This is a genomic window from Rhodopseudomonas sp. (assembly GCF_013377015.1).
Lineage (GTDB): Bacteria > Pseudomonadota > Alphaproteobacteria > Rhizobiales > Xanthobacteraceae > JARJEH01.
This window is the reverse complement of record NZ_JACABA010000003.1, coordinates 157,510-171,123: the sequence shown is the minus strand read 5'-3', so window position 1 is coordinate 171,123 and position 13,614 is coordinate 157,510. Positions and strand designations below refer to the sequence as shown.

The 13,614-nt window shown below is 64.0% G+C and carries 17 protein-coding genes and 1 pseudogene; 7 read left to right on the top strand and 11 right to left on the bottom strand.

Annotation, left to right across the window (positions count from 1 at the left end):
- Positions 1 to 155: 155 nt before the first annotated feature.
- Complete coding sequence (locus HXX15_RS15960) at positions 156 to 1,334, top strand: L,D-transpeptidase (protein ID WP_296517260.1); 1,179 nt, start codon at positions 156 to 158, stop codon at positions 1,332 to 1,334.
- 75 nt (positions 1,335 to 1,409) lie between these two features.
- Here HXX15_RS15960 and HXX15_RS15955 read toward each other — a convergent pair whose 3' ends face one another.
- Positions 1,410 to 1,562 (bottom strand): hypothetical protein, encoded by a 153-nt coding sequence (locus HXX15_RS15955; RefSeq protein WP_296517259.1) that lies wholly within the window; start codon positions 1,560 to 1,562, stop codon positions 1,410 to 1,412.
- A 276-nt stretch (positions 1,563 to 1,838) separates the two neighbouring features.
- Here HXX15_RS15955 and ettA point away from each other — a divergent pair, with 276 nt between their 5' ends.
- The gene (ettA, locus tag HXX15_RS15950) at positions 1,839 to 3,488 is read left to right on the top strand and encodes an energy-dependent translational throttle protein EttA (RefSeq protein WP_296517258.1); all 1,650 of its coding nucleotides are present in this window, start codon (positions 1,839 to 1,841) and stop codon (positions 3,486 to 3,488) included.
- A gap of 10 nt (positions 3,489 to 3,498) precedes the next feature.
- On the opposite strand, the gene HXX15_RS15945 is transcribed toward ettA, so the two are convergent.
- From HXX15_RS15945 to HXX15_RS15935, 3 genes are all read right to left on the bottom strand, one after another.
- Positions 3,499 to 3,900, bottom strand: a complete 402-nt coding sequence (locus tag HXX15_RS15945) for a type II toxin-antitoxin system VapC family toxin (protein WP_296517256.1) — start codon at positions 3,898 to 3,900, stop codon at positions 3,499 to 3,501.
- Positions 3,897 to 4,154 carry an AbrB/MazE/SpoVT family DNA-binding domain-containing protein gene (locus HXX15_RS15940; RefSeq protein WP_296517255.1) on the bottom strand — a complete coding sequence of 86 codons (258 nt, stop codon included), beginning with the start codon at positions 4,152 to 4,154 and terminating at the stop codon, positions 3,897 to 3,899. Before HXX15_RS15940 ends, HXX15_RS15945 begins: the two co-directional genes overlap by 4 nt.
- Positions 4,155 to 4,280: 126 nt before the next feature.
- Positions 4,281 to 4,499: a BrnA antitoxin family protein gene (locus tag HXX15_RS15935; RefSeq protein ID WP_296517253.1), complete on the bottom strand. Its 219-nt coding sequence runs from the start codon at positions 4,497 to 4,499 to the stop codon at positions 4,281 to 4,283.
- Between the two features lie 84 nt (positions 4,500 to 4,583).
- Between HXX15_RS15935 and tam the strand changes: the two genes are divergently transcribed.
- Both tam and HXX15_RS15925 read left to right on the top strand, forming a co-directional pair.
- A complete protein-coding gene (gene tam, locus HXX15_RS15930) occupies positions 4,584 to 5,354 on the top strand; it encodes a trans-aconitate 2-methyltransferase (RefSeq protein ID WP_296517252.1) in 771 nt (256 codons plus the stop codon).
- 26 nt (positions 5,355 to 5,380) lie between these two features.
- Entirely contained in the window at positions 5,381 to 6,589 is a 1,209-nt protein-coding gene (locus HXX15_RS15925) for a lytic murein transglycosylase (protein WP_296517250.1), read from the top strand.
- Positions 6,590 to 6,720: 131 nt separating this feature from the next.
- Here HXX15_RS15925 and HXX15_RS15920 read toward each other — a convergent pair whose 3' ends face one another.
- Both HXX15_RS15920 and HXX15_RS15915 read right to left on the bottom strand, forming a co-directional pair.
- The gene (locus tag HXX15_RS15920; protein ID WP_296517249.1) at positions 6,721 to 7,005 is read right to left on the bottom strand and encodes a hypothetical protein; all 285 of its coding nucleotides are present in this window, start codon (positions 7,003 to 7,005) and stop codon (positions 6,721 to 6,723) included.
- A gap of 214 nt (positions 7,006 to 7,219) precedes the next feature.
- Positions 7,220 to 7,531, bottom strand: a complete 312-nt coding sequence (locus HXX15_RS15915) for a hypothetical protein (RefSeq protein WP_296517248.1) — start codon at positions 7,529 to 7,531, stop codon at positions 7,220 to 7,222.
- Between the two features lie 367 nt (positions 7,532 to 7,898).
- On the opposite strand from HXX15_RS15915, the gene HXX15_RS15910 reads away from it, so the two are divergent.
- Both HXX15_RS15910 and bfr read left to right on the top strand, forming a co-directional pair.
- The gene (locus tag HXX15_RS15910; RefSeq protein ID WP_366558593.1) at positions 7,899 to 8,117 is read left to right on the top strand and encodes a (2Fe-2S)-binding protein; all 219 of its coding nucleotides are present in this window, start codon (positions 7,899 to 7,901) and stop codon (positions 8,115 to 8,117) included.
- A gap of 145 nt (positions 8,118 to 8,262) precedes the next feature.
- The gene (bfr, locus tag HXX15_RS15905; RefSeq protein ID WP_296517245.1) at positions 8,263 to 8,745 is read left to right on the top strand and encodes a bacterioferritin; all 483 of its coding nucleotides are present in this window, start codon (positions 8,263 to 8,265) and stop codon (positions 8,743 to 8,745) included.
- A 165-nt stretch (positions 8,746 to 8,910) separates the two neighbouring features.
- Here bfr and HXX15_RS15900 read toward each other — a convergent pair whose 3' ends face one another.
- From HXX15_RS15900 to HXX15_RS15885, 4 genes are all read right to left on the bottom strand, one after another.
- The gene (locus HXX15_RS15900; protein ID WP_296517243.1) at positions 8,911 to 10,938 is read right to left on the bottom strand and encodes a HAMP domain-containing methyl-accepting chemotaxis protein; all 2,028 of its coding nucleotides are present in this window, start codon (positions 10,936 to 10,938) and stop codon (positions 8,911 to 8,913) included.
- 212 nt (positions 10,939 to 11,150) lie between these two features.
- The gene (locus tag HXX15_RS15895; protein ID WP_296517241.1) at positions 11,151 to 11,576 is read right to left on the bottom strand and encodes a DoxX family protein; all 426 of its coding nucleotides are present in this window, start codon (positions 11,574 to 11,576) and stop codon (positions 11,151 to 11,153) included.
- A 77-nt stretch (positions 11,577 to 11,653) separates the two neighbouring features.
- The gene (locus HXX15_RS15890; RefSeq protein WP_296517240.1) at positions 11,654 to 11,899 is read right to left on the bottom strand and encodes a DUF2188 domain-containing protein; all 246 of its coding nucleotides are present in this window, start codon (positions 11,897 to 11,899) and stop codon (positions 11,654 to 11,656) included.
- Positions 11,900 to 12,037: 138 nt separating this feature from the next.
- Positions 12,038 to 12,670: a heme-binding protein gene (locus HXX15_RS15885; RefSeq protein ID WP_296517239.1), complete on the bottom strand. Its 633-nt coding sequence runs from the start codon at positions 12,668 to 12,670 to the stop codon at positions 12,038 to 12,040.
- Between the two features lie 234 nt (positions 12,671 to 12,904).
- Here HXX15_RS15885 and HXX15_RS15880 point away from each other — a divergent pair, with 234 nt between their 5' ends.
- Positions 12,905 to 13,171 carry a DUF2277 domain-containing protein gene (locus HXX15_RS15880; RefSeq protein ID WP_296517236.1) on the top strand — a complete coding sequence of 89 codons (267 nt, stop codon included), beginning with the start codon at positions 12,905 to 12,907 and terminating at the stop codon, positions 13,169 to 13,171.
- Between the two features lie 22 nt (positions 13,172 to 13,193).
- Here HXX15_RS15880 and HXX15_RS15875 read toward each other — a convergent pair.
- Positions 13,194 to 13,614 (bottom strand): annotated as a pseudogene (locus HXX15_RS15875) (collagen-like protein); the annotation flags it as partial.

Genomic DNA, 13,614 nt, shown 5'->3' with positions numbered 1-13,614 from the left:
GCTTCGCGAATTGCAGGCGGGGCAGCGCCGAAACCTCGGAATCATGCGATTTTGTTCGAAAATCGACGTTATTTTGTCGGCACCGTCTTGAATGCGCCGCGATCCTCCGGCATCCCGTTAACGTTCCGGTGTCGGCTTGGGTCTATGAACGAATTATGATGAACAAACGCATTTTGACGTTGTTGGCGACCGTGGCGGCTGTCGCGGGTGGTACCTCTTTGGCCTGTGCGCAGGGATATCCCGCGACGCCTGGAGCGTATGTGACCGCGCCTGCGCCGTATCCGCCAGAATACCGTCGCGGCTCCGATTCGGTTCCCGATTTCGACGCGCTGGACGACGAAGACTCGTCGCGCGGGCAAGGCTCAGTGGCGCTGTCGCCGCCCGGCCCGGTGATGTCGCCTGAAGACCCGCGCTACGGCCGTCCGATGGGGGCGCCGCCAGTGTATTCCGATCGCGCGCCGCAACCCGGGTATGCGCCGCAGGGGCCGGTGATGTCACCCGACGATCCGCGCTATGGCCGTCCGGCCGGGCCGCCGTCGATCATCTATTCGGACCGCGCTCCGGCGCCAGGCTTCGCCGATCGCAACGACGGCCGCGGCCTGCGTCCGCCGGAAGCTGTCGGCGGTCTGCCGGGCGCCACCGGATCGGTGCAGCCGCCGCAACAGCCGCCGGTCGGCAGTGACGGCAGGCCGCTGGTGCTCTCGGCGCTGCCGCCGGACGAACAGCCGGAAGCCGATACCGCGGTTCAGCTGGCGCCGAATCTGCGCCGGCAGGAAGTCGCGTTCCCCACCAAGGAACCGGCCGGTACGCTGGTCGTCGATACTCCGAATACCTATCTCTATTATGTGCTCGGCAACGGCCGGGCGATCCGCTACGGCGTCCGGGTCGGCCGCGACGGCTTCACCTGGACCGGCGTGCAGAAGATCACCCGCAAGGCCGAATGGCCGGATTGGCATCCGCCGACCGAGATGATCGAGCGTCAGCCCTATCTGCCGCGCTTCATGGCTGGCGGCCCCGGCAATCCGCTCGGCGCCCGCGCGATGTATCTCGGTTCCACGGTGTATCGGATTCACGGCACCAACCAGCCCTCGACGATCGGAAAATTCGTGTCGTCGGGGTGCATCGGCATGCTGAACGACGACGTCTCCGACCTGTTCGATCGGGTCAAGGTCGGAACTCGCGTCGTTGTGCTGCCTGGCGGTTCGCCCCCGCCCGCAACCACCACCGCCTCGGCGCAGCCGGTTCAGGCGGGTGCCGCCCAGTCGCTTCCGTCGGTTCCGGGCACCCAGCCGACGGTGGTGCCGCCACTGCCGGCGCCGGTCACGATCCGCTGATTCAAGCAGATAAGGCCGTCGTCCGCACCGGATGACGGCACGTGTCCCGCCAGTGTCTCTAGAAACTTAGCCTGATTACGGATGCTTGGCTTTGCCGTGTTTGGCGCGCCAGGCCGGTCCGGGGCCGCGCATGTAATGCTGCTCGGGACGATAGGGATTGAACGCGGCGAAAAAGAACTGCCGCCAGAAATCGCGGATTTCCTGCAACGGACGGGTGGATTGGTCCATCTCCTGCTCCAATGGGGGCGGAGACGTTGTTGTCGCGGTTGCCATAGCTTGTGCCGTTTCTTCAGCGCTCACGCGAGTCGCACCGGGCTCGCAGTCATCTTCCCAGTGTTCGATGAAGTCCTTAAGAACCGGTTCGAATTGTCTCTAACCGGATTTCTGCAGCCGTTAGGCTGAACCATTGCTTAACCGGGGTCGCTCGGGTTGCCCTTTGCAGGCCGCGCCGCTACATCAGCCACAACCCGATTTCCGCACATCCGACGGTTTCCAAGGATCACGATGGCTCGCCAGTTCGTCTATTTCATGCAGGGTCTGTCCAAGACCTACCCGACCCGCAAAGTGCTCGATAACGTCAATCTGTCGTTCTACCCTGACGCCAAGATCGGCGTGCTGGGCGTCAACGGCTCCGGCAAGTCGACGCTGCTCCGGATCATGGCCGGGCTCGACAAGGAATACACCGGCGAGGCCTGGGTCGCCGACGGCGCCCGGGTCGGCTATCTTGAGCAGGAGCCGCAGCTCGACCCGGCGAAGACCGTCCGCGAGAACGTGATGCTCGGCGTCGCCAAGCAGAAGGCGATCATGGATCGCTACAACGAGCTGGCGATGAACTACTCGGAAGAGACCGCCGACGAGATGACGAAGCTGCAGGACGAGATCGAGGCCCAGGGCCTGTGGGATCTCGACAGCAAGGTCGATCAGGCGATGGACGCGCTGCGCTGCCCGCCCGACGACGCCGACGTCACCAAGCTGTCCGGCGGCGAGCGTCGCCGCGTCGCGCTGTGCAAGCTGTTGCTCGACCAGCCCGATCTGCTGCTGCTCGACGAGCCGACCAACCATCTCGACGCCGAATCGGTGTCATGGCTGGAAGGCCATCTGCGCAACTATCCGGGCGCGATCCTGATCGTCACCCATGACCGCTACTTCCTCGACAACGTCACCAGCTGGATTCTTGAGCTCGACCGCGGCAAGGGCATCCCCTACGAGGGTAACTACTCGTCCTGGCTGAAACAGAAGCAGAAGCGGCTGGAGCAGGAGGGCCGCGAGGACGCCGCCCACCAGCGCACCTTGATGCGCGAACAGGAATGGATCGCGGCCTCGCCGAAGGCGCGGCAGGCCAAGTCCAAGGCGCGCTACACGCGCTACGAGGAACTGCTGCAGAAGGCCAGCGAGAAGCAGACCCAGACGGCGCAAATCACGATTCCGGTGGCCGAGCGGCTCGGCCAGAACGTGGTCGACGTCGAGGGCGTCAGCAAAGCGTTTGGCGACCGCGTCCTGATCGACAACCTGACCTTCAAGCTGCCGCCAGGCGGCATCGTCGGCGTGATCGGCCCGAACGGCGCCGGCAAAACCACGCTGTTCCGGATGATCACCGGGCAGGAAAAGCCGGACAAGGGCACCATCACCGTCGGCGAATCCGTGCATCTGGGCTATGTCGACCAGTCGCGCGACAGCCTGGACGGCAACAAGAACGTCTGGGAGGAAATTTCCGGCGGCAACGAATTGATCCTGCTCGGCAAGCGCGAGGTCAATTCGCGCGGCTATTGCTCGTCGTTCAATTTCAAGGGGGGCGACCAGCAGAAGAAGGTCGGCTCATTGTCCGGCGGCGAACGCAACCGCGTCCATCTCGCCAAGATGCTGAAATCCGGCGCCAACGTGCTGCTGCTCGACGAACCGACCAACGATCTCGACGTCGACACGCTGCGCGCGCTGGAAGAGGCGCTGGAAGATTTTGCCGGCTGCGCCGTGATCATCAGCCATGACCGCTGGTTCCTCGACCGCATCGCCACGCACATCCTTGCCTTCGAGGACGACGCCCATGTCGAATGGTTCGAGGGCAATTTCCAGGACTACGAGAAGGACAAGATGCGAAGGCTCGGGCAGGACTCGATCATCCCGCATCGGGCGAAATACAAGAAGCTGACACGGTAGAAATTCAGGTTTAGGACGGCGCGATCAGCTCGACGTCGGGAAAGTAGCTCCGGTAGCGCCCGGTGTCGCGGGTCAGGATTGGAATTCTTGCCGCGGCTGCGTGAGCTCCGATGAAGAAATCGGCCAGGATGCTGGTCCGGATCCCGCCGGCGCGGCGATAGTTGTTGAAGGTCTGGCCGGCGAGATACAGGGCTGACTTCGGAATCCACTCGAAGTGAAGTTCAAGCAAGTCGATGGCCGCATCCAGTTGCTGCTGGCTGGTATAGCGGGCGGACAATTCGGCATAGACGATTTCGTTGATCAAAAGCAGTCCATGCTGCGACTGCTGTCGCAATGCCGAGGCGGACCACAATTGCCAATTTCGATCACTCGACAAAATGTCGATCAGAATATTGGTGTCGACCAGCGTCATTTCTTGTAGTCGTCCGCGGGGTCGCCTCGCAGTTCGCGCATGATCTCATCCGTCGTCCCGCCGCGGATCGGATAGCGTTTCGCGATCGCTTGAAGCTTTTTAAGATAGGCTCCCTCGGAACCGGATTTTCCAATATAGATTCCGCCCGACGCAGTGTTGCGGACCTCGACCTTGTCTCCGGGCTTGATGCCGGCTGCGTCGCGCACCTTCTTGGGCAACGTCACCTGCCCTTTAATGGTCACGGTCGTGGTCATTGGATGCCCCCGTATTACGATTTTGGGAAGGGTAATACCACGACGTCGCGCCGTCAAATCGGCGGGTGTTCTTTCTTGCCGACGGGCCTATCCCACCTTCTCCGCCAGCCGGATCTTGATCGGCGACTAATACGGTACGTCGCGCTTGTTGGCGGCGATCTTGATCTGCTCGAGCAGGCTGACCGGCAGCCGCAGCGAAATCGCGGTGGTCAATGGCTTCAGGTTGGGGAAGCGGACGCGCGGAGCATCGCTCCAGTCGACATAGTCGGTCGAGTTGTGGGATTCCCAGAATTTCCGTTCCTCCGCTTCGCTACAGAAAGCGGGAACAGGCTTCCGACGGTTCATCGGCAGAGGCTCCTTGCGATGGTCTGAATGTTAGCATAATTCCTTGCCACGGGCTGAGTGGCAACGCAGGGTTTATCAGGATTCATGGCCGACTGGAGTGCCGAGCAGTATCTGATGTTCGAGGACGAACGCACTCGCCCGGCGCGGGATCTGCTGGCGCAGATTCCGATCCAGGATGCGCGCAGGGTGGTCGATATCGGCTGCGGCCCGGGCAATTCGACGGCGCTGCTGGTGGCGCGTTGGCCACAGGCCTCGGTCGTCGGCGTCGATACCTCCGCCGACATGCTGAAGCAGGCGCGGGCGCGGCTGCCGGAGCACAAATTCGTCGAGGCCAATGTCGCGCATTGGGCGATGCCGGCGGGCACCGACGTGGTGTTCGCCAATGCGGTGTTCCAGTGGGTTCCGGATCATCTCAAGCAGCTGAAGCGGCTGCTCGGCGGGCTTCCCGATGGCGGCGTGCTGGCGGTGCAGATGCCCGACAATCTCGACGAGCCGTCGCATATCATGATGCGCGAGGTGGCGTTTCAGGAGCCCTGGCGCGCGCACCTCGCCAAGGCCGCCGAGCTGCGCGACGACTTGCCGAAGCCGGGCGTGTATTACGACGCGCTGCGGCCGCTGTGCTCCCGGCTGGAGATCTGGCATACGATCTACAACCATGTGCTCGATGACGCCGTCGCGATCGTCGAATGGGTCAAGGGCACCGGGCTGCGGCCGTTCGTCGATCCGCTGGAGCCGCCCGAGCGCAAGGCCTATCTGGCGGCCTATACCGCGCGGATCGCCGCGGCCTATCCGCCGCAGGCCGACGGCAAGGTGCTGTTGCGGTTTCCGCGGATCTTCCTCGTTGCGATCAAGTGAGACGAGGGCCTCGCATCCGGCTCACCGTGGCCATATTCCTGCTGCTGTTGCTCGCGCCGCACGCGGCCATCGCTGCGGACGCCGGCTTCACGCAATTCATCGCCTCGCTGTGGCCGGAGGCGCGCGCGACGGGGGTGTCGCGCGCCACCTTCGACGCGGTGACGAAGGGTCTGGAGCCGGACTACAAATTGCCGGATCTGTTGTTGCCGGGGCGGCCCGCCACCGGTGCGCCATCGCAGGCGGAGTTTGTCCAGGTGCCGGCCGACTACATCAAGGAGGCGTCGATCGCCCGGCTCGCCGCCGAGGGCCAGCGGCTGCTGCAGACCCATCGTCAGACGCTCAACGGGATCGAGCAGCGCTTTGGCGTGCCGGCCACCGTGATCCTGGCGATCTGGGGCCGCGAGACTGACTATGGCCGCTATCGGCTGCCCTATGACGCGGTCCGGGTGCTGGCGACCCAGGCCTATGTCGGCCGCCGCAAGGATCAGTACCGCACCGAATTCATTCTGGCGCTGAAGATCATCGGCGAGGGTGACGTGGCGAGGAAGGATATGCGTTCGTCGTGGGCCGGCGCCACCGGGCTGACCCAGTTCCTGCCATCGGAATTCTACAAGCATGGCGTCGATTTCGATGGTGACGGCCATGTCAATATCTGGACCTCGGTGCCGGACGCGCTGGCCTCGGCCGCGCAGCAGCTCGTCAACAAGGGCTGGCAGCCCGGGCTGCGCTGGGCCTATGAGGTGCGCGCGCCGGCCAACGCCGATTGCACCCAGGGCGTACCTGAAGTCACCAAGCCGATCGGGCAGTGGCTGCGCGAAGGCTTCGTGCCGGTGCGCGGCGAGCGGTTGAGCGCGGCCGAGCAAGCGCAGCCGGCGTCGCTGCTGCAGCCGGAAGGGATTTACGGTCCGGCGTTTCTGACCACCAAGAACTACTTCGTGATCAAGGAGTACAATTTCTCCGACCTTTACGTGCTGTTCGTCGGCCATCTCAGCGACCGCATCACCAGCCCGCAACCGTTTGCGGCCAAATGGTCTGCATCGAATCAGCTACGCACCAGCGATGTCGAAACCATGCAGCGGTACCTGACCCGGCTCGGGCTCTATGCCGACAAGGTCGACGGCAAGGCCGGGATGCAAACCCGCGCGGCGCTCGGCGCATTTCAGAAGTCCGCGAAGCTCAAGTTGGACTGCTGGCCGAGCGAGACGGTGCTAAGCGCGATCAGGACGGCGCGCTGAAACACCATCGCGAAAGCGGGGCAACCGGGCACGCCACCCCGACATATGAAAAGCCCGGCGGGACGGTCGTCCGGCCGGGCTTGGCTATTTCAGATCATTGCGTCGCGGTCAGGTAACCGGCGCCAGATCGATCAATCGCAGACTTCGACCGGGCGGGTGCGCCAGACGCCGCGATACTCGTCGAAGAAGCGCTGGCGCACGACGCGGCATTCCGGCTCTTCGACATAGACCGGGGCAGGGGCGGCATAGGCCGGGCGGCTGCCAGCCAGCGCGCCGCCGAGCAGGGCGCCGCCGATCAACCCACCAGCAACGCCGGCAGCGATCCGCCCGCCATCGGCCTTCGCGCTCGGAGCAGCGGTCATCAGCGAACCGGCAATCGTCGCGATCGCAAGCAGGGCGGAAACTGTCTTCTTCATTTAGGGGCTCTCCTGAGATGGCGCCCAACGGCGCGGGTTTTAGGGCTTCTCGCGATGGAACCGCAATGCACCAAAATAGCGCATGGCCGTCAATTGCTGGTAAGAACCAACAAGGCTGTCGACTCAAAAGATGGTTTTTTCAGGCCGTCACGGCATTTGCCTTGAAAAACCGGCTGTTTCGCAACGCCGACCCGCGATTTTCAGCTGCCAGCGGTCAGCCGCAAACCCGGACCCGGCGCACCCGCCAGCCAAAGCCGTCCCAGAATCGCTGTCGCTGCCAGTAGCAGCCGCCGTAATAGCCGGGTCCCGTGACATAGGCCGGCCGGCCGTAATAGCCGTAGCCCGGCCCGTAGTAGCCCGGCCCATAGTAATAGCCCGGGCCTGCCAGTGCGCCGCCGACGATCGCGCCGCCGAGCAGTCCGGCCGCGATGCCCGCGCCGAGGCCGCGCTGCGCGTGGGCCGGCGCCGCCATCGCCGTTACGGCCAGGGTCGCGGCGGCAGCGACCGCCATCAATGATTTCTTCATGGCTCCACCTTTCGATTTCGAACTTGGACGGATCATTCAGTTCACCGTGCAAAATTTCACATGAGAGTTGAACGATCAATGAACGGCGGCGACCCTGGTCGGCCACTTTTGCGCCTGCCGACGGCCTGTTGCGTCGCACACCCTGCCTCAGGCGCCTCGGACCGCGGAACCGCCCGGTTGCCCCGGCCCGCGCCGGTCGGGCTGCGGGCGGCGAGCCCTGGTGAGTTCCGGCTGCATCGCCCAGCGAGCGGCCTTGACCGAAATCAAGTCAGCTTCCGCAGTTTGGAATAGCTTGAAATTGACCGTTTTCCTTTTGCATCGGCGCCGGGTCTTCCATATTTCTGGCGTTGGAAATCACCTTTAGGGAATGCTCGGACTCATGATTGTTTGTTCCTGCAATGTGTTGAGCGACCATGACGTCCGCAGCGCGGTCTGTTCCGGGGGCGGCAACGCGCGTACCACCGGTGAAGTCTATGCCTGTCTTGGTGGCACCGCGCAGTGCGGTCGCTGTGTCCGCACTATCCGGAAAATCATGAACGAGGCGCTGGTGCCCGGGACCCTTGAGACCCCGCTGAGGGCGCTCTGAACGCGCGATGCCCCGCTCCCAATGGCGCGCGTTTCAGCAGCGCCAGGATTGCGATGTCGCTGTGTTCTGATCTAGAAATGGCTTAATCAGAATCTGATCACTCGATAACAGCCAGGCCTTGAATGGCCGGGCCACAGGAGTCGTTATGAAGGGCGATGCGAAGGTCATCGAATATCTCAACCGGGGTCTGCGCAGCGAACTGACCGCGATCAGCCAGTACTGGCTGCACTATCGTCTGCTCGCCAATTGGGGTCTGAAGGAACTCGCCAAGCAGTGGCGTAAGGAATCGATCGAGGAGATGGAGCACGCCGACAAGCTCACCGACCGCATCATCTTCCTCGACGGCTTTCCCAACATGCAGGTGCTGGATCCGTTGCACATCGGCCAGAACGTCAAGGAAATCCTGACCGCGGATCTGCAGGCCGAAATCGGCGCCCGCACCCTGTATCAGGAAGCCGCGACCTACTGCCACAGCGTCAAGGACTACGTGTCGCGCGACCTGTTCGAGCAGTTGATGAAGGACGAGGAACACCACATCGACTTCCTCGAGACCCAGCTCGATCTTGTCAGCAAGATCGGCGTCGAACTGTATCAGGCGCAGCATATCGGCGAACTCGACCACGACTGACCCGGTCGCGCCCGTGAGGCGTGCTCGTCGAAGCGATAGCCGAGCACGGTGTTCTTGTCCGAGCCGATCTTGAACGAGAACGACGCGCAAGTGGCCGTGTGGCGGAAAAACACGACGGCTCCCGATACCGCGCGGGCGTCGGGAGCCGAGGCCGGCAGAGTTGGATCAGGCCGCGCGCACTGAATCGAGGAATTTTTCGACCTCGATCTTCAGCTTGCTGCTGTCGGCAGAGAGCGATTTGGCCGAACTTAGCAGTTGCGACGAAGCCGAGCCGGTCTCGCTAGCGCCGCGCTCGACGTCGGCGATGTTGGCGCTGACCTGCGTCGTTCCCTGCGCCGCCTGCTGCACGTTGCGGGAAATTTCCTGGGTCGCCGCGCCCTGCTGTTCGACTGCCGAGGCGATCGCCGAGGAGATCTCCGACATCTGCGAGATCGTGGTGCCGATCTCCTTGATCGCCGCGACCGATTCATCGGTGGCCGACTGCATGCCGGTGATCTGCTGACTGATTTCGTCGGTGGCCTTGGCGGTCTGCTCGGCGAGCGCCTTGACCTCGGAGGCGACCACGGCGAAGCCGCGGCCGGCCTCGCCGGCGCGCGCCGCCTCGATGGTCGCATTCAGCGCCAGCAAATTGGTCTGGCCGGCGATGGTGTTGATCAGCTCCACCACGTCGCCGATCCGGTTGGCGGCGGTGGCGAGCTGGTTGATCCGCGCATTGGTCTTGTCGGCCTGTCGCACGGCGGCGCCGGCGATCTGCGCGGAATCTTGAACCTGCCGGCTGATCTCGTGGATCGAGGACGCCATCTCCTCGGTGGCGGACGCCACCGACTGGACGTTGCTGGTGGCTTCTTCGGATGCCCCGGCCACCGCCACGGTCAGCTTCTGGGATTGCTCCGCCGTCGCCGCCAGCGTCGCGGCCGAAGCCTCGAGTTCGGCCGACGCCGCGGAGACGGCTTCGACGATCATGCCCACCGCGCTCTCAAAATCGTCGGCCAGCCGGCTCATGTCCTGCTTGCGTTGCTCCGCTCGGGCGCGATCGCGTTGGGCCTTGCCCTCGGCTTCGTCGCGCGCCTTGTGATCGGCGTTCTCGCGGATCACGATCACGGTCTTGGCGATGTCGCCGATTTCGTCGCCGCGGGAAGCGCCAGGAATTTCCACGCTCAGTTCGCCCGCCGCCATCTTGCCGAGCGCGCCGTTGAGCCGCATCAGCGGCCGCGAGGTGACCAGGAAGTTGAATACCAGCGAAATCAGCAGCGATAGCATCACCGCCATCCCCAGCGCGAAATTCAGCCGGTTGGCGCCGCTCAGCTCGGCGGAGGCCTGTGTGCTGGCTTCGACGGCGGATTTTTCCGCCTCCTTGATCGCGGTCTGCATCAGCTCCAGCGTCTTGTCCGCGATCGGAAGCGCCCGCAATTCCACCAGCTGGTTCTTGGTCTCGACAGCCTGGACCAGGTCCTGGGTCGCGGCTTTAAAGTCCTTCGCCACACTGGCGAGGGTATCAATCGTGGCGCTCATCGTCCTGTCGTCGGCGCGAGCGCGCATCCGCTCGAGCGCGGCGCTCAGTTCTGTTATGCTGGTTGCAATCAGCTGCTTCTGGCTGTCCTCCCCGGTGGAGGCGAAGCGCCAGGTCGCGGCGCGCAATGCATTGAAGGTCGAGTCGGCCTCGTACAGCGCTTTTTCGATCTCGGCGCGATTGGAGGCTGCCTGCTGCGCGAGCGCGGCGAGCTGGCTCTGCAATGCCTCGCGCCAGACCGCGGCGGATTCCTGCCGCTTGCGGATGGTTTCAAACAGCCGGAGTTCGGTATTGCCGAGCTCGGTGACGAATTTGTCGTAGTCGAGCGCGAGCGACTTGATGGTTGCGAAGCGGTCCTTGGTCTCAGGGCGCGCGGCGCGCGAGACCGCGGCGTCGATCTCCGTGGCCATTGCGACGTGCGCGTCATGGAGCGCCGTGATCGCCTTTTCCACTTCGGCAGGCGTGGTCATCAATCGGATGTCCCGGCCAGCGATCTGCATCCGTCGCAACGCGAGATTGGCTTCGAGCCCATGCTCGGCGATCGCCTGCTGTGCTTCGGCGCGTTGGTTGGCAAGGTTGATCGCGTGTTCCGAGATCGTCTGGTTGCCCTGCATGGCCAGTGTAAGGACGATGCTGACCAGGCTGGCAAGACCGAGCTTGATTCCAATGCTATTAATTCTCATGATGGCGACTTTCAGATTTGACTGCAATTGTCGATGAATCTGGCGTTACGCCGGGTCGTAAAATGATTAGTTAATTTGGCGCTTGCTTCATACTAAGTACTCAATTTGAGCGACCGTTCCCCTGCATGCAGCTACCATTGTTGTGACAGAATGGAGTTGTGCGACTTCCATCCAGACTGAAGGCGGCCGGGTGGTTCAATTCGCTTTGTCCGCTAACGGACCGTCGTCGACCTCGGCCGTCGCGGCTGCAAACCGTCTCCGCGCGATCGGTTGCGCCGCGGCCAGTCGATCACCTCGGCGCAGTACAGCGCCCCCCAGATGATCAGCGGTTGCGCCGCCAGCCGCGGTCCGTGATACCACCAGCTGTTCGGAAGGCCTCCGATGTCGACGCCGGCGAAGGCATGCTTGAAATTGGCCGGCCAGACGCACAGCGCATAGGCGGCGAACGCGACGCCGGCCCACCAGCGCAACGGCCGGGTCACCAGCGCGACCGCGCCGGCGAGCTCGCACAGGCCGGTAACGAAGATCACGTGCGAGGCGAAGGGCACCCATGATGGCGTCATCGCCATGAGCTTGTCCGGAACATACAGATGCGCGACGCCGGCGGCGGCGAACAACGCTGCCAACACCCAGCGCATCGCCGCCCGGGCGATGCGGGATGATGGTCTCGGTTGCGGTGTCGGTTTCGCTGATGCGTCCATGGACCGTCGCGGGCTTAAGTTTTATCGACGATGTTCGTCGTCGGCCGATCGTTGCCGCGCGCGGTTTCCTCGTGCCACTTGCCGTGTTCGTCCTCGTACTGGATCACCTCGGTGCGGCCGGGGACGCGCTGCTCGGCGGCCGCGCGCCGCGCCGCCGCAGCCGCCTTGTCGTGGGTGGCGAACGGCTCGGAGAACACGTCGCCGACCTTGTAGGCCCAGCCGCCATCGTGTTCGACGATGGTGTAAACAACTTTTGTCATGGCCGACTCGCTGTTGGAATGAGTGCCGGTCCGCAGTCTGACGCGACGGGCTGAGCGGTGCAATAACGCGCCGGGTCGATCGATGTTCCGCGGTGGGAACCGACCGCTCCCGATGCCGCGCAGCCGCGGCAGTGCGTGCTATCGCGGCGCCACCGCGACGGCTGCCTCGTTGCGGCGCAGAAAGGGAATCGTGAACGGCGCATCGTAGAACAAACCGTAAGGCGCGCCGGTCGGCTTCCAGCGCGACTCCGCCAGCGCTGCGATCAACGCCTGCTCGCGCGGCGCGAGGTCGCGGCCGGTTCCGGAAAATCGCAGCGTGGCGACGGTTTGCTCGGGCACGGTGACAATTTTCACCCGCTGGTCAGTCGGCGCCGGCGCGGTATCGCGCGTGTAGCGCGCCGGCAGAAAGAACCGCATCCGGACATTGCCGTCCTGTCCGGCGGTTTCGACCGGGGCGGTCATCGCAATTGTCGCCGGCCGCGCGACATCGACCGGCACTGTCATCGCCACCCGTTCCGCCGCGCCGGCGCTGCCGCGATTGGCTCCGGCGATGTAGGAAAACAACAGGCCGAAGGCTTGGCTGCGGCCGGCGTCGTCGCGCCGGTCAAGTTCGACTTCGGCGGCGAGCCGCGGGCCGTAACGGCGGATTTCGATATGGTCGGCCGGCTTGTCGAGCAACGTGTAGGGCGGCTCTTCATAAAGCCGCAGCCCGAACGTGCCGAGGATCGCCTCGGTGACGAGGACAACATAGTACCAGACATCCGACGCCATCTGCGCTTCCGATCTTCCGCGCGCCGCCGATACGACGCTTAACCAGAGCTAGTGACGAAGCGGGGCGAGGCAAGGTTTCGGTGACATCGGCCGACGGATCGTTCGCGAGCCATCGCTTGCGAGCAGGCGTCGGGCCGCCGGATCTCACAAATGTTTGTTTCCAAATGACGCCTGATTACGCTCAAAAGCGGATGAGTTACCTATGCGCGCGCTGTCGGCGCACCGGAGCAAGCCATGTGCCGCAATATCAAGACGCTGTTCAATTTCGAGCCGCCGGCGTCCGAGGACGAGATTCATGCCTCGGCGCTGCAATTCGTCCGCAAGCTGTCGGGCTTCAGCGCGCCGTCGCAGGCCAACAAGGCGGCGTTCGATCGCGCGGTGAGCGAGGTGTCGGAGGCGGCGCAAACGCTGCTCGCGTCGCTGCACACCAAGGCGCCGCCGCGCGACCGCGACGTCGAGGCGGAGAAGGCGCGCGAACGGTCGCGGATCCGATTCGGATAGCAGCCGCCTTGAGGGCGTGCGATTAGTCCTTGTGCTTGTGTTTCTTCTTTTTCTTCTTGCCGTCGCCGTCTTGGTCCGCGTCGGATTCGGCCTCACGCGCGGCCGCTTCGCTGGCCAGCTGTTCCTCGAGCTCGCGGGCTTCGCGTTCCTGGGCTTCGCGGGCGCGGGTCGCCTTGTAGTCTTCATAGGCGTCGAAGATCAGATGCAACCACGGCATCACCTGATCGAGCGACGGCAGCTGTCCGGGCGCTCCTGGCTCGCCGCGCGGCCCCGCTTCGCCACGCTCGCCCGGTTTGCCCTGCGGTCCCTGCGGCCCGGCCGCGCCCTGCGGACCCGGCTTGCCTTGCTGTCCGTGGGCCCCAGGCTTGCCATTTACTCCGTGCTTGCCTTGCTGCCCCACCCATCCGCGCTTGCCCTGGGCGACCGCACTACCCGTCCACTCC